Origin of the sequence: Listeria farberi (assembly GCF_014229295.1) — a bacterium.
Classification (GTDB): Bacteria; Bacillota; Bacilli; order Lactobacillales; family Listeriaceae; genus Listeria; species Listeria farberi.
In genome coordinates this window covers 1-19679 of the sequence record NZ_JAARZL010000008.1, presented here as the reverse complement: position 1 = coordinate 19679, position 19679 = coordinate 1, and the positions used below count along the sequence as shown (strand labels likewise).

The 19679-nt window shown below is 35.6% G+C and carries 26 protein-coding genes and 2 pseudogenes; 22 read left to right on the top strand and 6 right to left on the bottom strand.

From position 1 onward, the window contains the following. Window positions 1-39: 39 nt before the first annotated feature. The 4 genes from HCB38_RS14615 to HCB38_RS14600 all read left to right on the top strand — a co-directional run bounded on the left by HCB38_RS14615 (window position 40) and on the right by HCB38_RS14600 (window position 3423). Complete coding sequence (locus HCB38_RS14615; protein WP_185619657.1) at window positions 40-741, top strand: pseudouridine synthase; 702 nt, start codon at window positions 40-42, stop codon at window positions 739-741. A gap of 132 nt (window positions 742-873) precedes the next feature. After that, on the top strand, window positions 874-1992 hold the full coding sequence (locus HCB38_RS14610) for a carbohydrate kinase (protein ID WP_185319420.1): 1119 nt from the start codon (window positions 874-876) through the stop codon (window positions 1990-1992). Further along, window positions 1989-2900, top strand: a complete 912-nt coding sequence (locus HCB38_RS14605; protein ID WP_003770033.1) for a pseudouridine-5'-phosphate glycosidase — start codon at window positions 1989-1991, stop codon at window positions 2898-2900. Before HCB38_RS14610 ends, HCB38_RS14605 begins: the two co-directional genes overlap by 4 nt. Before the next feature lie 79 nt (window positions 2901-2979). Beyond that, the gene (locus HCB38_RS14600; RefSeq protein WP_185607817.1) at window positions 2980-3423 is read left to right on the top strand and encodes a 2-thiouracil desulfurase family protein; all 444 of its coding nucleotides are present in this window, start codon (window positions 2980-2982) and stop codon (window positions 3421-3423) included. On the opposite strand, the gene pepC is transcribed toward HCB38_RS14600, so the two are convergent. Next, window positions 3420-4745, bottom strand: coding sequence for an aminopeptidase C (pepC, locus tag HCB38_RS14595; RefSeq protein ID WP_185638916.1), 1326 nt, complete (start codon window positions 4743-4745; stop codon window positions 3420-3422). The genes HCB38_RS14600 and pepC overlap by 4 nt on opposite strands. Window positions 4746-4961: 216 nt before the next feature. On the opposite strand from pepC, the gene HCB38_RS14590 reads away from it, so the two are divergent. From HCB38_RS14590 to HCB38_RS14575, 4 genes are all read left to right on the top strand, one after another. Continuing rightward, window positions 4962-5714: a DeoR/GlpR family DNA-binding transcription regulator gene (locus HCB38_RS14590; RefSeq protein ID WP_185319417.1), complete on the top strand. Its 753-nt coding sequence runs from the start codon at window positions 4962-4964 to the stop codon at window positions 5712-5714. Further along, complete coding sequence (gene pfkB, locus HCB38_RS14585; RefSeq protein ID WP_185319416.1) at window positions 5711-6634, top strand: 1-phosphofructokinase; 924 nt, start codon at window positions 5711-5713, stop codon at window positions 6632-6634. Before HCB38_RS14590 ends, pfkB begins: the two co-directional genes overlap by 4 nt. A gap of 1 nt (window position 6635) precedes the next feature. Next, on the top strand, window positions 6636-8534 hold the full coding sequence (locus tag HCB38_RS14580; protein WP_185638913.1) for a PTS fructose transporter subunit IIABC: 1899 nt from the start codon (window positions 6636-6638) through the stop codon (window positions 8532-8534). Window positions 8535-8640: 106 nt separating this feature from the next. Continuing rightward, the gene (locus tag HCB38_RS14575) at window positions 8641-8988 is read left to right on the top strand and encodes a helix-turn-helix domain-containing protein (RefSeq protein WP_003749261.1); all 348 of its coding nucleotides are present in this window, start codon (window positions 8641-8643) and stop codon (window positions 8986-8988) included. Between the two features lie 47 nt (window positions 8989-9035). On the opposite strand, the gene HCB38_RS14570 is transcribed toward HCB38_RS14575, so the two are convergent. From HCB38_RS14570 to HCB38_RS14550, 5 genes are all read right to left on the bottom strand, one after another. Beyond that, window positions 9036-9503, bottom strand: coding sequence for a competence protein ComK (locus tag HCB38_RS14570; RefSeq protein ID WP_185638911.1), 468 nt, complete (start codon window positions 9501-9503; stop codon window positions 9036-9038). Beyond that, window positions 9494-10852 carry a recombinase family protein gene (locus HCB38_RS14565; protein ID WP_185638909.1) on the bottom strand — a complete coding sequence of 453 codons (1359 nt, stop codon included), beginning with the start codon at window positions 10850-10852 and terminating at the stop codon, window positions 9494-9496. The genes HCB38_RS14570 and HCB38_RS14565 overlap by 10 nt, the downstream gene beginning before the upstream one ends. Before the next feature lie 64 nt (window positions 10853-10916). After that, complete coding sequence (locus tag HCB38_RS14560) at window positions 10917-11780, bottom strand: hypothetical protein (RefSeq protein WP_221772830.1); 864 nt, start codon at window positions 11778-11780, stop codon at window positions 10917-10919. A gap of 66 nt (window positions 11781-11846) precedes the next feature. Further along, on the bottom strand, window positions 11847-12014 hold the full coding sequence (locus HCB38_RS14555) for a hypothetical protein (protein ID WP_185638905.1): 168 nt from the start codon (window positions 12012-12014) through the stop codon (window positions 11847-11849). A gap of 157 nt (window positions 12015-12171) precedes the next feature. Then, complete coding sequence (locus HCB38_RS14550) at window positions 12172-12648, bottom strand: helix-turn-helix domain-containing protein (protein WP_185638903.1); 477 nt, start codon at window positions 12646-12648, stop codon at window positions 12172-12174. Between the two features lie 163 nt (window positions 12649-12811). Between HCB38_RS14550 and HCB38_RS14545 the strand changes: the two genes are divergently transcribed. The 14 genes and pseudogenes from HCB38_RS14545 to HCB38_RS14480 all read left to right on the top strand — a co-directional run bounded on the left by HCB38_RS14545 (window position 12812) and on the right by HCB38_RS14480 (window position 19574). Then, complete coding sequence (locus HCB38_RS14545) at window positions 12812-13033, top strand: helix-turn-helix transcriptional regulator (RefSeq protein WP_185638901.1); 222 nt, start codon at window positions 12812-12814, stop codon at window positions 13031-13033. A 28-nt stretch (window positions 13034-13061) separates the two neighbouring features. Further along, window positions 13062-13850, top strand: a complete 789-nt coding sequence (locus tag HCB38_RS14540; RefSeq protein ID WP_185638898.1) for a phage antirepressor KilAC domain-containing protein — start codon at window positions 13062-13064, stop codon at window positions 13848-13850. Window positions 13851-13968: 118 nt separating this feature from the next. Further along, entirely contained in the window at window positions 13969-14502 is a 534-nt protein-coding gene (locus HCB38_RS14535) for a hypothetical protein (RefSeq protein WP_185638896.1), read from the top strand. Next, complete coding sequence (locus HCB38_RS14530) at window positions 14499-14714, top strand: hypothetical protein (RefSeq protein WP_185638894.1); 216 nt, start codon at window positions 14499-14501, stop codon at window positions 14712-14714. The genes HCB38_RS14535 and HCB38_RS14530 overlap by 4 nt, the downstream gene beginning before the upstream one ends. Before the next feature lie 108 nt (window positions 14715-14822). Next, window positions 14823-15011: a gp45 family putative tail fiber system protein gene (locus HCB38_RS14525; protein WP_003734954.1), complete on the top strand. Its 189-nt coding sequence runs from the start codon at window positions 14823-14825 to the stop codon at window positions 15009-15011. Between the two features lie 231 nt (window positions 15012-15242). Beyond that, window positions 15243-15431 (top strand): hypothetical protein, encoded by a 189-nt coding sequence (locus HCB38_RS14520; RefSeq protein ID WP_233459027.1) that lies wholly within the window; start codon window positions 15243-15245, stop codon window positions 15429-15431. Next, complete coding sequence (locus tag HCB38_RS14515) at window positions 15428-16309, top strand: hypothetical protein (protein ID WP_109422737.1); 882 nt, start codon at window positions 15428-15430, stop codon at window positions 16307-16309. Before HCB38_RS14520 ends, HCB38_RS14515 begins: the two co-directional genes overlap by 4 nt. Next, entirely contained in the window at window positions 16263-17075 is an 813-nt protein-coding gene (locus HCB38_RS14510; protein WP_185638892.1) for a PD-(D/E)XK nuclease-like domain-containing protein, read from the top strand. Before HCB38_RS14515 ends, HCB38_RS14510 begins: the two co-directional genes overlap by 47 nt. Window positions 17076-17093: 18 nt before the next feature. Further along, window positions 17094-17765: pseudogene (locus HCB38_RS15215) on the top strand (Lin1244/Lin1753 domain-containing protein); the annotation flags it as partial. A 51-nt stretch (window positions 17766-17816) separates the two neighbouring features. Then, window positions 17817-17990 (top strand): annotated as a pseudogene (locus tag HCB38_RS15205) (phage replisome organizer N-terminal domain-containing protein); the annotation flags it as partial. Beyond that, the gene (locus HCB38_RS14495; RefSeq protein WP_185638890.1) at window positions 17987-18244 is read left to right on the top strand and encodes a hypothetical protein; all 258 of its coding nucleotides are present in this window, start codon (window positions 17987-17989) and stop codon (window positions 18242-18244) included. The pseudogene HCB38_RS15205 and the gene HCB38_RS14495, both read left to right, overlap by 4 nt. A gap of 21 nt (window positions 18245-18265) precedes the next feature. Further along, window positions 18266-18547 (top strand): hypothetical protein, encoded by a 282-nt coding sequence (locus HCB38_RS14490; protein ID WP_185638888.1) that lies wholly within the window; start codon window positions 18266-18268, stop codon window positions 18545-18547. Next, window positions 18544-19008: a class I SAM-dependent methyltransferase gene (locus HCB38_RS14485; RefSeq protein WP_185638886.1), complete on the top strand. Its 465-nt coding sequence runs from the start codon at window positions 18544-18546 to the stop codon at window positions 19006-19008. Before HCB38_RS14490 ends, HCB38_RS14485 begins: the two co-directional genes overlap by 4 nt. After that, window positions 19005-19574, top strand: a complete 570-nt coding sequence (locus tag HCB38_RS14480) for a DUF1642 domain-containing protein (protein WP_185638884.1) — start codon at window positions 19005-19007, stop codon at window positions 19572-19574. The genes HCB38_RS14485 and HCB38_RS14480 overlap by 4 nt, the downstream gene beginning before the upstream one ends. The last annotated feature ends 105 nt before the right edge of the window (window positions 19575-19679 follow it).

Genomic DNA, 19679 nt, shown 5'->3' with positions numbered 1-19679 from the left:
CGTTTTTTTGTTACAATAAAAGAAAAAAGGAGCTAAACCATGCGCTTAGATAAATTATTGTCCCACACAGGTTTCGGGAGTCGCAAAGAAGTGAAACCACTACTTAAATCCGGGGCAGTTGTCGTAAATGGAACGATTCAAAAAAACAGTAAGACCCAAGTGAATCCAGACAAAGATCAAGTTACTGTTCACGGAACCCCCGTCGTTTACCAAGAATTCGTCTATTTTATGCTCCATAAACCCCAAAATGTCGTGAGTGCAACAGAAGATAATGTATCAGAAACAGTCATTGATTTGCTCGCCCAAGAAGATACGCTTACTGATCCGTTCCCAGTCGGTCGGTTAGACAAAGATACAGAAGGCTTGCTAATTATAACGAACGATGGCACGCTAGCTCACAATTTACTTTCACCTAAAAAGCATATAGATAAAACATACTATGCTAAAATTGATGGTGATGTTACAGTAGAGGATGTAGAAGCTTTCGCAGCTGGAATTGAACTTGACGATGGCTATACTTGCAAACCAGCACGCTTAGAAATTATCACTCCAAATGAAATAAAAGTAATTATCCAAGAAGGGAAATTCCATCAAGTAAAAAGAATGTTCGCTGCCCGCGGGAAAACAGTCAGCTATTTAAAACGAATTTCAATGGGGAACTTACAACTAGATGAATCTCTTGAACTCGGTGAATACCGCCCACTGACCGAAAATGAGCTTCTTATCCTTCAAAATAAATAACGATAAACGAAAATTTTCTTCCTAAAAGAAGTAGATTTTCGTTTTTTTAGTTTGCAAAAGAAAGCATTTACATATATAATAAACATGTGTTTGAAATTAAAACAAAAGTTTGGAGTGGAGGTGCATTATATCGTGGAGAATAATAAAGCGAAAATGAACGAAAAGGAAGAGATAATTTTCAATTCCATCCGTAAAAATCCTTACATTTCTCAACAAGAACTGGCTGATATACTTGATTTATCAAGACCGACAGTAGCGAACCTTATTTCTGGCCTTATTAAAAAAGGTCGTATTTTAGGAAAAGCCTATATTTTAAATGAAGCCAAACAAATCGTCTGTATAGGTGGAGCGAACGTCGATCGGAAGTTTTACATTAAAGACAAGGCCCAGCTAGCTACATCTAACCCGGTGCGCTCAACACAAAGTGCCGGTGGAGTTGCTAGGAATGTTGGTGAAAACCTTGGTCGCCTTGGAAAAGAAGTTATATTACTCACTGCTTGTGGAACAGACTCCGACTGGGAAGCTGTCAAAAATGCCAGTAATACATATATGAACTTAGATTATGTCACTGCATTTCCAAGCATCGCAACAGGTTCTTATACAGCTGTACTTGAAAACAATGGAGATTTGCTCGTTGCACTAGCGGACATGGATGCATACGATCACCTAACCCCAGATGTACTGGCGAAAAATGAAGGCTTGCTAAGTCAAGCGAGCGCCATTATTGCCGATTTAAATTGTCCAAAAGAAACATTAGAATACCTTGGAAGTTTTGCCGAAATTAATTCCATTCCATTAGTCTTAGTACCCGTTTCCTCACCTAAAATGTCTCATTTACCAGAACGATTGGATCACGTGACTTGGCTAATATGCAACCGAGATGAATCAGAAACTCACCTAGGAATGACCATTGAAAACGAGAAAGACTGGCGCTTAGCTGCACAAAAATGGCTAGATTTAGGCGTGAAAAATGTTATCGTTACAAATGGCAGTAAAGGTGCAGTTGCAGCAAACAACGTAGAAGGCATTATCTTTGAACCCGCTATTGTCATTGAAAACATTGTAGATGTGACAGGAGCAGGAGATGCATTTTGTTCTGCGGTAATTTATGCATGGTTAGAAGGAAAATCTTTACAAGAAATTTTAAAAGCAGGGAGCGTAAATGCTGCGCGAACACTCGAATCTGAATACACTGTTCGCCAAAATTTATCAACATCCCAACTACAAAAAGATCTGGAGGAATTCAAATGAAAAATTATCTATCATTATCTGAAGAAGTAAAACAAGCAAAAGCAGAAGGAAAAGCTATCGTAGCCCTAGAATCCACTATCATCTCTCATGGCATGCCTTACCCACAAAACGTTGAAATGGCGCGTGATGTAGAACAAATTATCCGTGATAACGGCGCAGTACCGGCAACAATCGCTTTAATCGACGGTAAAATTAAAATTGGTCTTTCTGATGAAGAATTAGAATTATTTGCTAAAAGCAGCAATGTAGCAAAAGTTTCTCGTCGTGATATTGGCTACCTTATTGCTACAAAACAACTAGGAGCAACAACAGTAGCTGCAACGATGATCTGTGCTGAATTAGCAGAAATCGGTATCTTTGTAACTGGTGGAATCGGCGGAGTTCACCGCGGTGCCGAAACAACAATGGACGTTTCCGCAGATTTAGAAGAGTTAGCGAAAACAAATGTAGCAGTAGTATGTGCTGGAGCGAAATCTATCTTAGACTTAAACTTAACAATGGAATACTTAGAAACAAAAGGCGTTCCAGTAATTGGTTACCAAACAGACGTACTTCCAGCATTCTACACTCGTTCAAGCGACGTAGAATTAACATTACGTGCAGATGCTCCAGAAGTTATCGCGGAGTCCCTTAAAGCAAAATGGGATCTAAAAATTGAAGGTGGCGCTGTAATCACAAACCCAATCCCAGAAGAATTTGCAATGGATGAAAAAGTAATTAACGATGTTATCCAAACTGCACTTAAAGAAGCAGAAGAAAACCACATCCATGGAAAAGACGTTACACCATTCCTTCTTGGAAAAGTAAAAGAACTAACAGACGGTAAGAGCTTAGAAGCAAATATCGAACTTGTTAAACACAATGCACTAATCGGTACTCAAATAGCCGTAGCTTACCAAAATATCTAATAATCAAAAGAGCTGTCGCCTTTAAGTGGTGGCAGCTTTTTTATGTTAAAATAAATTTAAAAATAGAGGAGGAATATAAATGATTGCTGTAAGCGCTTGTTTAGCCGGAATTGCCTGTAGATATGACGGAAAAGATAAAGAAATTACTAAAATGAAACAAATGGTTGAAAATGGAGAAGCGATTCCTTTCTGCCCTGAAGTTGCAGGTGGTTTGGAAACACCAAGAAATCCAGCTGAAATAGTAGGCGGAGATGGTAAAGACATCTGGCTAGGTCGCGCTAAAGTAATGGATAATCAAGGATTAGATGTAACAGAAGAATATAAAAACGGAGCGAGTTTAACTTTGGCTAAAATGAAAGAACTCGGTATTACTCAAATAATTATGAAGGAAAAAAGTCCTTCTTGTGGAAGCTGTGCTATTTACGACGGCACCTTCTCTGGAAAAATAAAAGATGGTACCGGCGTAGCAGCAGCTCTTTTCCAAATGAATGGAATCAAAATCATCTCAGAATTTACAATTTAAAGTGCAAGCGAACCCATTGGATCCCAAGGTTTTAGTGCAATTGGCTCATTACTAAATGCTTCAATCAATTCTTTAGATAAATATTTTTTATGGACCACCACTTGGAATGTGAATTCATCCATCCAATCATCACTAGCAACAAAATATCCATTGTTGCCGATCTTTTCTCCCCAACTATTTTCCACTTTCCAACGATTAACTTCATTATTAACAATGTTAACCCCAGTTAGAACCATCGCGTGAGTGAGCATACTATGTTTATAATCAAGGCGTTCCGCTTTCGTCATAGCTGTTTTAAATCCAAAAGCCTGATTTAATAAGAAAATATCAGTATCCATAATTCCAGTAGTTCGTTCTGAAAGCTGACCTACATCACAACCGAACCACACAGTTTCACCGTCTTTGATTTGATCTGCGGCGGCTTTTTTTAATACATCCATTTCCACATTCAAATACTTAATAGGCGTCCCATTTACAATATTTCCTAAATAATCGACTGTAAATGCTTGATTAAAAGGTTTATCTTTAGTTGGCGCATTGATAAGCGGGATATAATCGTTCAAATCCATATCTACATAACGTTTATAAAATTCTTTAGGCGTAATTTGTAAGTCTTGTTTAAATTCATTGTCTTTATTTCGATATTCAAAATCAAACACTTTCGGCGGTTCACCTAAAGTCATAACTAAAAGCTGGTAAACTTCAGCAAGCATTTCTTCCTTCAACCCAGCTGTATCTTCCTGCTCTCTAACAGCTTTTCTCAAAATAACTGCATCCGTGCGAAGTCTTTCGTTTAATAGATGATTTAAATCCGCAGACTTACTACTTTGATAAGTTTCAGGCATAGCAGATTTCGGAACAACCCCATATTTTTCAATAATCGAAACAAGCATATCCCACTGACCGCCATCTTGTTGAGGTGTATCAAGCAACCATGAAACTAATCGGCTATCCTCATCTTCACTCGCTGTTTCAATAATATTCTCTATAAAATAATTAGCTTTCTCTAATTTATCCCAAAAGTTAGTATAGTTCTGCGATAACTCAAAATCTTTCAGGCCTAGTGTCCCGTTTAATCTATGACGAAACGTATTTAAGGCTGCAAACATCCAACACCTTCCACTTTGCTGTTGGTTAGAAACTTTGTCTGTATGAACCTCATGAGAAAAAATGGGTTGTACTGTTGCTTTTGATACAGGATTTTCTGTTGCTGCTTTAATCCCATTTTTCATAATACTAGCTTGGAAAACTAATTTATCTGGATTTTCACGCCACTTTTTGGAAAAACTTTCTAATTGCTCAAACGATATTTCAGTACTCATTTTTATTCCTCCTATATAGAACATTGCCTTCTAATTAAGTATACTGCTAAAAATAAAAAGTGCATAAGAAAACAACTATCTGAACTATTATGAAGGTTTTTGGCGAATCACATGATATAATATGAATGAAATTGATTATAAATGAATGTTTTTGGATGAAAACGGTTGATTTTGAAAGAAAAAGATGATAAACTAACTTTGGATGGAGGAGTAAGAATGTTAAATGCAGAGCGAAAACAACTTATTATGGAGAGTATTGAAAAGCTTGGTGTTATTAAATTACAAGAATTAGTTGAAGGGCTAGATACCTCGGAGTCAACTATTCGTCGTGATTTAATCGAATTAGAGGAACAAGGATTAATCGAACGTGTACACGGCGGAGCAAAACTTGTTATTTCTCATAATCAAGAACCAAGCATGAATGAAAAATCATTCAAAAACATTCAAAGTAAAAAAGAAATCGCAGCATATTGTGCTAGTTTGGTGGAAGAAAATGATTGTATCTATTTAGATGCAGGCTCCACAACACTAGAATTAATTACTCACTTAGCAAATCGAAATATTACTGTAGTTACAAATGGACTAACCCATATTGAAGAACTAGTTCGTCAAAATATTGATGCGTATCTTTTAGGTGGCAAAATGAAAGTGCATACAAAAGCAATTATTGGCGCAGTTGCCTTGGATAATATTAAAAATTATCATTTTGACAAAGCTTTTATTGGGACTAATGCTATGCATCCGGAGCATGGCTATACGACACCAGATATGGAAGAAGCATTTGTGAAACGTGCTGCAAAAGACTGTGCTGATCGCGTTTTTATTGTAGCAGACCATACGAAATTCAATGAAGTTAATTTTTCAAAAATGTTTTCAATAGATGAAGCTACTATTGTAACAGACTATATTCCTTCAGAAGTAAAAGAATCCTTTATCCAAAAAACTAAAATAATCGAGGTAGAAAAATGATTTATACAATTACTTTAAACCCTTCAATTGATTATATTGTGCAAATCGATCAATTAAAACTTGGCGAACTTAATCGCATGAAACAAGATTTTAAATTACCTGGGGGCAAAGGTATCAACGTCAGTAGAGTTCTAAATCAATTGAATGTACCGAGCCTTGCTACAGGGTTTTTAGGCGGATTTACTGGTGGATTTATCAAAGACTGGCTTCAAAATGAAGGCATAAAAACTGGTTTTGTGACAGTAAAAGATGACACTCGTATTAATATCAAACTAAAGCATGGAGAAGAAACAGAAATTAATGGTTTAGGTCCTACAATTGCTGAAAATGAAATTCAAGCATTTTTAAAATTGATGGACAAGGTAACTGCGGGCGACATTGTTATTTTATCTGGAAGTGTACCACCTTCATTAGGAAATGATTTCTACAATAAAATAATCCGAATCTGTAAAGAAAAACAAGCTAACTTCATGATTGATACGACTGGACAAGAACTGCTAGATGCATTACCAAATCGTCCAATCCTTATTAAACCAAATCATCACGAACTGGCAGAATTATTTGGTGTTAAGTTAGATAGCGTAGAAGATCTCATTCCATATGGAAAAAGATGCCTAGAACTAGGCGCACAACATGTAATCGTATCCATGGCTGGCGACGGCGCTCTACTTTTTACAGGAGAAGATGTTTATTTCGCTGATGCTTTAAAGGGAGAATTGAAAAATTCAGTTGGAGCTGGTGACTCAATGATTGCCGGATTCGTTGGAACTTTCGATAAAACTAACGATCCAGTTAAATCATTTGCTGCAGGCGTTGCAACTGGGGGCGCAACAGCATTTTCAACAGATCTAGCAGAAAAAGATTTAATTAATGAATTATTACCACAAGTGAAGATAACTAAAATAACAGGGAGGCACTAAAATGAGAATTACAGACTTACTCAGCAAAGACGTTATGATTATGTCATTACAAGCTACAACAAAAGAAGCTGCCATTGATGAAATGATTGCTTCACTTAAAAGTAATGGAAAAATTAATGACGAGGTACTTTTTAAAGAAGCGATAATGAATCGTGAAGCCCAAAGCTCTACTGGAGTTGGTGAAGGAATTGCAATGCCACATGCGAAAACAAAAGCAGTTAATGAACCAACTGTAGTTTTTGCGAAAAGTGAAGAAGGCTTAGATTATAACTCTTTAGATGGTCAACCTGCTCATTTATTCTTTATGATTGCAGCTCCAGATGGTGCAAATGCAACTCATTTAGAAACACTAGCAGCACTTTCAAGATTATTAGTTCATCCAGCATTTGTTCAATCATTAAAAGATGCAAAAACACCAGACGAAGTAATCAAGCTATTTAACGAAGAGCAAGGAGATACAGAAGAAACAGTTGTTGCTCCTACACCTTCTAACGATACTGGCAAAACAGTTGTCGCGGTTACTGCTTGTCCAACTGGTATTGCTCATACCTATATGGCTGCAGAAAAGTTGCAAGAAACAGCAAATAAATTAGGTGTTCGAATTAAAGTAGAAACAAATGGTTCAAGAGGAGTAGAAAACCGGTTAACTGATAAAGAAATTGCTGAAGCTGATGGAGTTATCATCGCAGCTGATGTACAAGTAGACATGCCTCGTTTTGATGGGAAACATTTAATTGCGAAACCAGTTGCAGCAGGAATTCATAAACCAGAAGAGCTTATAAAAGAAGCTATCTCAGGGAATGCACCTGTTTATAAAGCTGAATCAGGGAGTGAGGCGACAGAAAGTACAGATGGCCTTTCCATTGGCCAACAAATTTATAAACATTTAATGAGCGGCGTTTCCCATATGTTACCATTTGTAATTGGTGGTGGGATTGCAATTGCTATTGCATTTATGCTGGATCAAATACTTGGTGTGCCACAAGATCAACTTGCAAAATTAGGATCATATAATGAAATACCAGCATTATTGAAACAAATTGGCGATGTTGCATTCGGATTTATGCTTCCAGTATTCGCGGGTTATATTGCTTACAGTATATCGGACAGACCAGGACTTGTAGCTGGTTTTGTAGCAGGTGGAGTTGCGTCTGTAGGTGGAGCAGGTTTTCTTGGCGCGTTAGTAGGTGGTTTTCTTGCGGGTTATGCAGTTGAGTTAATTAAAGTTATGCTCAAAAAATTACCAAAAACGTTAGATGGAATTAAAGTAGTCCTATTTTATCCAGTTCTATCTGTCCTAATTGTTGGACTATTAATGCTACTATTAAATGTGCCAATGAGTGCATTAAATACTTGGTTAAATGACTTCTTAAATAGTTTAAGTGGAACCAACGCGGTTATTCTAGGATTACTCTTAGGAGCAATGATGGCTGCAGATTTAGGTGGACCAATTAACAAAGCAGCCTACATTTTTGCAACTGGAACGCTTGCAGCAAGTGTTGCAACAGGTGGTAGCGCGATTATGGCGGCTACCATGGCTGCTGGTATGGTACCACCGCTAGCAACATTCGTAGCAACTCTTATTTTCAGAAACAAATTTACAGCACAAGAACGTGATGCTGGACTAACCAATTCTATTTTAGGTGCTTCTTTCATTACAGAAGGAGCTATCCCATTTGCAGCAGCAGATCCACTTCGAATGATTCCAAGTTTTATCGCAGGAAGTGCAATAACTGGGGCAATTGTAATGTTTTTAAATATTAAAGTATTAGCACCACACGGAGGAGTATTTGTTATCTTCTTAGTATCTCAACCGTGGTTCTATCTTATCTCCATTGTGATTGGAACTATAATAAGTGCAGCATTAATTGGGATCTTACGCAAAAAGCCAACAGTATAATAGACAGGAATCGTCTTTTAAATTTAAAAAGACGGTTCCTTTTTATGTGATTTCTCGAATTCTTCCTTAAAAGTTGTTATAATGGAAAGGAAGAGAGGTGGGCGTATTGGAATTTGGAGAAAAATTAATTCATTTACGAAAGAAAAATAGACTTACTCAAAAACAATTAGCGGCGAAAATTGGAACTACTGCATCAACTATCAGCAAATATGAAAATGATAACCACCGACCGCCAATCTTTATTTTGGCTAAATTAGCAGAAATTTTGGGTACTACAACAGACTTTTTACTAGATGATGTAGCAGGTTTACGAGAAAAAAATTCAGTAAATGCTTTTCCTTTAATTGGAAATCCTGAGCTTGAGAAATGGTATTTGGAATTGCCTTATACATATTCAGAAGAAGAATTATTGATGTTAAAACGAATTGCAGATGCGATTGAGAATAAAAAATAATTTAAGAAGTAAACCAGATATACGATGAGTATATCTGGTTTTTAATTTTATTGTTCAGGATCTTTTGGATCGTCTTTTTCAGAAAGCATAGTGTTATAAAATCGTCTAGATTCAGCAGCGAGTGTAGCTGGTGGAAAAAACATATTCATTGAAGGGAAATTGCTCTCCATTGTTCGCATTTTTTGTGAGAACTTCATATGTAGCATGGAGGTCCTAGCAATTTGATTATTAAAAGAGGCCAATGACATATCAATTTCAAAAGTCTGTAAATTAGAAAATTTTATCAACGTATGGTTATATCCAATTGAATGATAATCCTTGATATGTTGTGGGAAAATCCAAATACAGTCTGTTGAACTTGGTGCGACAGTTGGGAATACATAGGTAGAAGTAACCGGATCAATAATGATAGGTGGCTTATGAGTAACACCTATTAGATGCTTTGTTCCCTCCTTACGTCCAGTGAGAGGAAATGAGATGCAAAACAATTTGAATAAACAAGCTACTAGAGCCATTCGATAGTAACTTGTTCATCGTCAATATAAATTTTATTAATTAGTGATTTTAAATAAAGTTGCTTTTCTCTGAACTCTAAAGAGTCAAAATTAACTGTTGCTAAATCAGCTAAGTTTTCTTGAATCTTTTTATTTTTCTTCAATTCCTCGTTTGCTTCTATTTGAGCCTCATAGTAATTAATTTGAGCATCAATATCATTCATCATAGAATCAAGCTCTGAAACTTCATACGAGCCATTTATATATAAATCAAATAATCGTTTTTTCTTTGCATGTTCTATTTTAAGTTTTTCATTTAAGTAATCTAATTCATCTTCTTTATCTACATTTCTGGAAGCGAAACTATAGTTATTCACGCGTTCAATAATTAGTTCTTCTAGTTTGTCAGCTCTCCAAATTTTATTCCCGCATTTTTCGAGTTCGTGAGTATGTTTATAAGTCTTGCAACTATAATATCTATAATGATATTTTTTTCCGCGGGAAACAGTATCTTTTCTCCGATGAACAAAACCCAAACCACATTTTCCACACACTACCAAATTATTTAGCAACGATGCTGAATCTCTATTCATGTTCCGATTTTTACCAATACGAGTAAATATTTCTTGAACTCTATAGAATTGCTCTTCACTGATGATAGGTTCATGAATACCTTTTACATGAACTTTATCTTTATATGAAACATAACCGCAATATAGATCGTTTGTTAGCCAGTTGTTATAGCGATTATATGTTCTAACTTTAAAGCCTAATTTTTTTAGTCTTTTCTGTAAAAAAGTAATACTTTGTTCTTCTTCGAAAATATCATAAATCAATCGTAGCTGTTTTGCTTCTTCTTCATTAATGTATAATTTTGTATCTATAACATCATAGCCGAACGTTCTACCCTTCGCAGTTGTTAACGGAAGACCTGCTTCAATACGCTTAATTTTACCCATTACCATACGATCTCGGATTGTTTCGCGCTCTAATTGAGCGAACACGGACAATATACCAATCATCGCGCGTCCAAATGGACTAGAGGTGTCAAGAGTTTCAGACAAACTAACAAATTCTACATTGTTTTTTAAGAAGTATTCTTCAATAAGCGTTATCGTATCTCTTTGCGAGCGGGATAGTCTGTCTAATCGATATACGACTACAGCATCAATTTCATGTAATTTACTTAGCATTTCATTTAATGCAGGGCGATTCATGTTTGAACCGCTGTATCCGCCGTCAATAAAAATATCGTATACGTCCCAGTCCTTCGAGCGACACAAGGCTGTTAGCTTTTCAGTCTGTGCCTGTATTGAATAATTTTCTACTTGTTCTTGAGTAGATACACGTATATAAATAGCTGCCTTCATTTCCGTTCTCCTTTCGCACATACGTTCTTTTTCTGGGTAAAAAGAAAAGCCTTATGGCTTTCTTTTAAATTTTTGCATAAAAAGTTAAACTAGCATCTGAAAATAAATTGAAAACAATTTCAATGTTTCCGCCTTCGTCAACTCCAGCATAATATTCTGCATTCATATTTTTTCCATTTAATATTTTTCCGGTGGTGTTATCAAGTGGATATCTTGTGCCCATAGTGCTGTTAGAGTCATATACATCGATATCAGAATTAACATAGTATTCATTTCCTGAATTGTTTTCAACCTTATAACTTACCTTAATTACATTTTTGGGTTTAGTTTCATCAAATTGGTTTCTTTCAGAAGTTTTAACGGCAGACACGAGTGTAACTGTAATACCACCAAGTGTTTGTTTGTCTCCAACGCTATATTCTTTTTTAGTTTGGTCTTTTTCGCTTTCTTCAATAAAGGTAGTTACAGCAGCTGGAAGATTCTCGTCATAGTGGTTATCCGCTAAGGCTTTTACACTAGCTCCGATTCTATAGCTAATATCAGAAACAGAATCGTAATTAGAGTTTTCTATGTTTTGTTTGAAGTCAGTAAGATTATTTAAATAATTATTTAAGTCAACTTTAAATGAACTATCAATACTCTTATTGTTCATTGATGATTCTATCTCATCTAATTGTTGTGCTAACTTATTGTTCAATTCATTTACTCTTTGCAAATCTTCATCCGTCATCGAATTAATAATATTAATATACAAATAGCCTGTCGTCTCGTAATAGCTTTCAAAATTTTTAGGAGTGAACTTTTCTTTCTTAGACTCTTTGAAATTTGATTTATCATTAGTATCCGTTACTTGTATATCGTTTTTTTCATTTCCACAACCTTCTAAAAAAATACTAAAAGCTAATAACAACCCCGTTAAAAAAATCATCCCTTTTTTCACATTGCAAACTCCCTTTTGTATGTACCAACCCGCGGCCGCGAACTGGTTACATAGTTATATTTTATTCAAAAGTCTTGCGATGTCTTCCAATTTCTCGCTTCGACTTAGTCTACTATCAATAACTATGAAAATTTCTTTTTTTAAAGTGAATGAACAAGAAGTAAATTCGTGTTCTAGTATCACTATATCATGTTGTAAGTTCAGTTCATCTAAATTTTTCATGTATTTATACCCCGTTGTTTTTTATTGCAACGTTGCACTTATATTATACATAATTTTTTTAAGAAATATCACGTTTTCACAGAAAGTTAATAATCAATAGTAATAACGAGTAAATAAATTACAAGTCAAGTGGCTCAATAGTAAATAGATTATTAATCTATTCCTTTTTTTGTTTCTCATAATATTCAATGAATGACTTAACAGCTTTGACTGCTTCTGCGTCATTCATTACTCGAGCTGCAACTGCTTTAAAATCCTCATTTTCGTCAACAAATTCATTTACCTCTTTATCTTCTTTTGAAGCCACTTCAGTGATATTTATTTCCTCTTCATTTACATGTTCTTTTCTTTTTTCTTCTATATAAGCGAGTATTTCTTTTATATCATCTTCTGTTGCGTTTGAATCAATGTGAGCTGCGATTGTGTCTATAAAACTATTATTACTCCTACCAAGCAAATAATCTGTTGACACTCCAAAAATATTTGCCAATTTAACTATTGTTTCCATGTCTGGCTCATTTCTACCATTTTCAATGTGCGAGTAAGCTCCTCTGGAAATTCCTAATATTTTTGAAATATCTTCTTGTGTTTTATTATTATTCTTTCTTAATTGTTTAAGTCTGTTGCCAAACATTTTTCGCACCGCCTTTAAAAAAAATATTAACACGAATTAGATACTAAAGGTATCTTTTTTAATAAAAATATACAAAATGTATCTAAAAGGCTTGACGATACAAAAAGTATCATGTATATTATATGTATCAGATACAAAATGTATCGAAAAGAGGTGATTAAAAGTGAGATTGTCTTTTAAAGAAAAAAGAAATACAGCCGGTTTAACTCAAAGAGAGCTAGGAATTGCTGTTGGATTAGCGGAAATTTCAATTAGGAAGCTTGAAAATGGAGAGAGGGACCCAAGTATAAATACGGCAGTAAAAATTTCAAAAGCTTTAGATTCTAATATGGAAGAAATTTTTCCAGATATTTTTTTGGATATTAGTGATACAAAATGTATCTGATAAGGGGTTGGAATAGGAGGTATGTAAAATGTCAAATTTACAAGTAATTGCAAATGATATATTACCAGTCTTTGAAAATGAAAAAGGTGAAAAATTTGTAAACGCTAGAACCTTGCATGAAAAACTAATGACTACAACGAAATTCGCTGATTGGATTAAAAGACGAATTCGTCAATATGGGTTTGTAGAAAATGAAGACTTTTTCTCACTTCTCAAAAATGAGAAACGAGCAATCGGAGGTACTACATCAATAGATTATATCTTTACTCTTGATTCTGGAAAAGAATTGGCAATGGTAGAGAATACAGAACAAGGTCGAGCAATTAGAAAATACTTCATTGAAGTAGAAAAACAAGCGAGGAAATTAGCAACTGAGCATCTAACATTTTCATATATGATAGATGACCCAGTCGCCCGGGCAAAAAAATGGATTGAGGAACAACAGGAGAAACAAGATGCATTAAAACAAATTGAGGAACAAAAGCCGAAAGTAGTTTTTGCGGAAGCCGTACAAACGAGTGAGAACACAATTTTAGTAAAAGATTTAGCTACTATTCTAAAACAAAAAGGATTAGATATAGGACAAAATAGGCTTTTCGAATGGCTGAGAGGAAGCGGTTATTTGCTAAGTAAAGGTGCTTATTACAATAAACCGTCGCAAAAGGCGATGAACCTAGAATTGTTCGAACAAAAAACATATATTCATACAGATAGAAACGGCTTAATGATAACGACCTATACACCAAGGATAACCGGTAAAGGACAAGTATATTTATTAAACAAATTATTAGAGGAACACGATCAAGTTATAAGTTAAGCGCCGCTACCACAACGGCGCTCGCAGACAACTTAGTCACGGGGAGCGACTAACAATAGTATATAACAATAAGTTGTTAATTAATCGCTAAAAAATAAACAAAAAGGATTGAGATATTATGTTTCAAAAATCAACATATGCACAAAATGCGATGCGAGTTTTAGCAGAAACTCATTCGCAAAAAGAGCTAGCGATAGATAGTTATGTAACAGCTGCTTTAATTAGTAATCAAGCAAAAGGAAAACGTACCGTTTCACTAGAGCAAGCAGAACAGTTAATTGATAGCTACAACGAACCAGAAAGCACATATTTATTCGCACATGAATTTAGCAATAAAATGATACCGCCTTTACTGAACGGCTTAGACAGTCACCACGCGGCTTTAACTTGTCGCTTTGAACTAGAAGTAATAGAAGCGATAAACACGTTAAAAAACGGCTTAGAAACGATGACGCTTGCCTTAAAAAAAGAAGACAAGATGCAACGAGAAGCAGCTAAACAAGCTATCGCAGAAATTGCAGACGTGATTGCAACTGCCTTAACACTAAACACAAGTATTGCAAAAACTTTCAGTATAGATTTACAACAAGTTTTAAACAAACGTGATCAATATTATCAAAAATCTGGATTAGTAAGGAGTTGTGGAAAATGAGCGAAGTTTTAGTATCGGCTAATTACGAAGGTTACGAGTCGAAGGGTATTAATTTCACAGAAATAAACAACATTGTAAAAGAGCGATTTAAAAAGATTGATGAAGTTGAGCGCAAAAAAAGAGCTGAAGCTTTTAACAAAAAGTACAAAGTCACTAAAGAGCTTGTAAATGGGCATTTGCGCGAAATTATTATACCGAGGCGCGCAATATGAAGAACCAACTTTTATTCAGCATCTTAGTGATAGTAGCGGCGGCATTAGCGTTAATCAACTTATGTAATTTGATTTTAATTCTGATTTTAATTTAGGAGGATTACAACAATGACAGAAAGAGTTTTCAGAAAGACAACAAACTTCGGTGATAGCGAAATTCATACAAATAGCAGAACAAAAATGATTGCTAATCCAGCGTTTCAGCAGAAAATCCCGTTAAACGAAACAGGTTGCGACAACATGACGGACTATATCGAAGAATTAAAACTAAAGGGTTATGAGGAGGTCACAAGATAATGGATGTATTTATGGTAATGATTTTCGTGTCGTTTATGTCTGTAATCGCAGGCTACTGGCTGAGAGGAAGTGATAAACGTGGTTGAGAATCCGATGATTGTTGATGATCTTTGGGACGATGGTTTTAGGCATTAAAAAAGACCCGCGTAGCAGCGCAGGTCCGGGATTTGAGATATTACCTTAACAGAATTATACCTCGAATCCATTAAAAAATCAATGGAGGTAACATATATGTGGTTTTTAACAACCTATTCAAATATCAAAGTAAAAGTGTTTGATTTTAGTGAAAGTGAAGCGGCAACCGAATTGTTTAATTATCTTCGCTTCTATCAAAGCAACAAAGAAGGAAGTAAAGAATTTGACGATTTAATCAAGATATATCAGTTGTTAGTTGGAACAGAAGGAGTGGTTAACGTATGAATGAATTAGGAATGGAATTATCTAAACAGCAAGGTAATGGAGTTATGGCTCACGCAACGGCGAGTCGTGAAATGGAGGAAGTAAAAGGGCAAATTTTTATGGCACAAAATTTCCCGCGAAATCAATATCAAGCAGAAATCCGAATTTTAGAAGCATGTAAACGACTTAGATTAGCGGAAACTGCAATTTATCAATATCCGCGAGGTGGTCAAAAAGTAATTGGTCCTTCTATCCGTTTAGCAGAAGTGTTAGCGCAGAATTGGGGAAATATTAGCTTTGGTGTTAAGGAATTAGAAAGAAACGACCACGAATCTACAGCAATGGCTTACGCATGGGATGCTGAAACAAATACTAGAACAGAAAAAATATTCACCGTGCCACACAAACGAACAACTAAAAAAGGAACGCAGATGGTTACTGACGAACGAGATATATATGAGCTTGTAGCGAATATGGGGTCACGCCGATTGAGAGCTTGCTTATTGAGCGTTATTCCCGGAGATATAGTAGAAGCCGCAATGCAACAATGCAATGAAACATTGAGAAATGGTGGCGGAGAAAAACCGCTTAAAGATCGCGTTGGGGCTATGTTGACTTATTTAAAAGAACAGTTCGGTGTTACTCAAATCCAAGTTGAGAAACGTTTTGGGTATAAAACTGACTCATTTACTGAATATGACTTAGTACAGACTAAAAACATAATTAATTCGATAAAGGACGGTATGTCAAAAATAGAAGATTGGTTCGATAAGGATTTACCAACAAAAACGGACTCTTCGAAATCTGAACTTGCAAAAGAATTGGAACCAGAAAAAGAAGAGGTGAAAACAGATGACAAAGAACAAGCCGTTGAAACTGACCAAGGAAAACTATTATAGTCAAGCAGCTAATTTAGATTACATGTCCGTTTCGCAATTCAAATCTTTTATGGATTGCGAAGCACGGACAATGGCAGAACTTCATAAAAAATGGTCTCGCAACGAATCTACAGCGCTTTTAGTTGGTTCCTATACGCATACGGCATTTGAGTCAGAACAAGCTTTTAACGACTTTGTTTCTGAGAATGAAAAGAAGATTTATAAAGCAAGAGGAACAGGGAAACGGGCAGAGTTTGAACAAGCTGATTTAATGATTGAAACAATTAAAAAAGACCCGCTGTCGATGATTGCAATGGATGGAGAGAAAGAAGCTATTGTTACTGCAAATTTATTCGGAACAACTTGGAAAGCAAAATTAGATGTACTTAACCATGATAAAAAACGTATAGGTGATTTAAAGACCACACAGGAGCTACAGAAACGCTTTTGGTCGGTCAAATACAACGGTTGGGTATCTTTTATCCAAGCATATGATTATGTGCTTCAAATGGCTGTTTATAAAGCTATGGTGGAATGTCAATTTGAAGGAGATTATAAACCTTATATTGTAGCAGTCACAAAACAAAATCCGCCAGATAAAGCGGTAATACAATTCCATCAAAACTGGTTAGATAGTGAATATAGTTTTTTGGAAGAAAAAATGCCACGAGTTATCGCAGTTAAAAATAAAGAACTTGATGCAATAAGATGTGAAGAATGTGAGTATTGCCGAGCAACTAAACAATTAAAAGATGCTATCAATTTAGAAGACTTATTAAAAAAATGATTAAAGGGTGCTGATGTTATGAATAATTACTTCTCGCACGATAGCAATGCGAGAAACAGCGATAGGTTGTTGCCAGTGCGAATGAGATATGGTGCAGAAGGCTACGGAATCTATTTTATGCTCTTAGAACGTCTTAGAGAAGAACCGGAATATATGAGTGTCAAAGATTACAATATGTTAGCCTTTGACCTTCGTGTGGATACTGGCAAGTTAAAATCCATCGTGGAAGATTTTGGGTTATTTACCTTCACTGATAATGGTGAGTGTTTTTACTCCAAAGGATTTAAAAAGCGAATGGAACTCAAAGACAAGAAAAGTAGCAAGCTTTCAGAAGCCGGAAAAAGAGGAGCGAAAAAGCGTTGGGGCAGTAACGAAGAGGTAGCCGAGCCAAAGCCTAGTTATAGCCACCCCATAGCAAATGCCATAGAAAATGATAGCAAGAAAAGGAAAGTAAAGGAAAGTAAAGAAAAGAATAATAAAACAAATACAACAGACTTAAAAGAGGACTTTTCAAAGATTTGGAATTTATTTCCTCGTAAGGAACGAAAAGACGATGCCTTTAAAGCGTATCAAAAAGCAATTAAGGAAGGCGTAACAAACAAAGAGATTCAAGATGGGATTGTGGCGTATAAAAAACATATCGCAGCAAAAAACACAGAGCCTAAGTATATTGCGCAAGGTGGAACTTGGTTTAATCAAAGACGTTGGAACGATGAATATGATTTAACGCCAGCTTCAATTAACAAGCCCGCTTACAACAAACCAGTAAAACAAGAAATATTGCCAGATTGGCTCGACAAAGAGCAGAAACAAACAAAACAAGAAACTTCAACAACAGAATCAAGCGAAGACTTAGAAAAGAAAGTCGCTGAAATTAAAGCGAAATTAGCGGCTAGGAGCGAGGTGCAGGCGTGAAAACAATCGCAAATGAGTATAAAGAATACATCACAGAAAGAATAAGGCTAGGTGACAACGGTATAAAACTAACTGCTTATAGTTTTAAAAATGGTTATCAAGCGAGAGTGATAGAAAATCTTGATTCTAATATTGTATCTCTTGTACTGGTAAAGTTTGAGGACGGAAAAAGTTCTTTAAAAGACCTATTATTTCAGTTAACACCCGAACAACTGAATGAAAAGCTAGAAGAGATTAAGAATTATGAGTTATGAAGTTAGAAAGGATGAAATTTCTTGGGGAAATATTATTGGCACGTGTCAAAGCAAGGTGAGAATCCAGCAGTAATTAGACATTATAAGCACATTACAAAAATGTATAGGTTTATTTTGCGAAATCCTGCTATGTTCAAAGACAAAACTTTAACGATTTATGATGACGCAAAACCAGTTACAAACATGACGTTTAACGAAATTAAGTATAGAGCTAGTTTGAATTTATGTGAAACGTTAGAAAGAAGATATGTGTTGTCACTTACTGAACGGCTTATGGAGGAACAGAAGGAGGCTAGAAAGTGAAAATATTGGATGCTTGTTGCGGTAGCAGAATGTTCTGGTTTAACCGCACAAATAAAAACGTTACGTTTATGGACAATAGAGAGCTTGAAACTGAATTGTGCGATGGCAGGAAATTAGTCGTAAAGCCTGATGTAGTAGCAGATTTTAGGAGTATGCCATTCGATACTAATACATTTCACTTAGTAGTTTTTGATCCACCGCATTTGCTCAAAGCAGGCGATAAATCATGGTTGGCCAAGAAATATGGGAAGTTGGATTTGCTAACTTGGAGAGATGATATAAGTAAGGGTTTTGAAGAATGTATGCGAGTTTTGAAACCAAATGGCACATTAATTTTCAAATGGAACGAAGACCAAATAAAGCTAAGCAAGATTTTAAAGATAATTGATTTTGAACCGCTTTTCGGTAATAAGCGTTCTAAAACGCACTGGTTAGTTTTTATGAAGGAGGAACAAGCATGAATTTAAAAGTAGGAGACAGAGTAGAACTCATTTTAAGAAGCAAAAAGCGCGTTGGGACAGTAGAAGAAGTTTATAACGACATACAAAAGTGCAAAGTGCAGATTGACGAATTTCCGGTGACAGTTACGAAGCCACAAAAGTATCTGGTGAAAGCGGAAGGGTCAGAGCTAGTAGTACCTCAGTGTGTAGCTGATTGGTATGAAGACAATAAAGGTGATATAGGGGTTTCAATCTGGCAATACATTTTCAACTGGGAATATCAAGATAAAAATAGCGCATTTTACGAAGTAATGAGCAATCAAATTAGTAGTACGCTAGAAATGTTATTCAAAATGCAGGGCGGTTACAAAGGTGAAAAAGAAGCGCTTTATTATGTGAGGGTTATTGATAATATAAATGGTTATCTTAATTTTTCTTCTAATAATTCGTTTCTCGGAAACGCTATAGAACGCGGTAAATACAAAACAAAATTTACAGAAGCAGAAATTAAAGCAATGGATAAAGGCGAAGCATATTGGTTACTTAGGAAACCTGTTGAAGAAGTGGAGGGTGAAGACAATGAGTAAAAACTTGTATGCAATCAAACAAAATGGCTTGTACAAACATTTTCCGCAATGTAACTATAACAAATCAATATCGAAAGATTGTTTGTTTGTGAGAAAAGACACCGC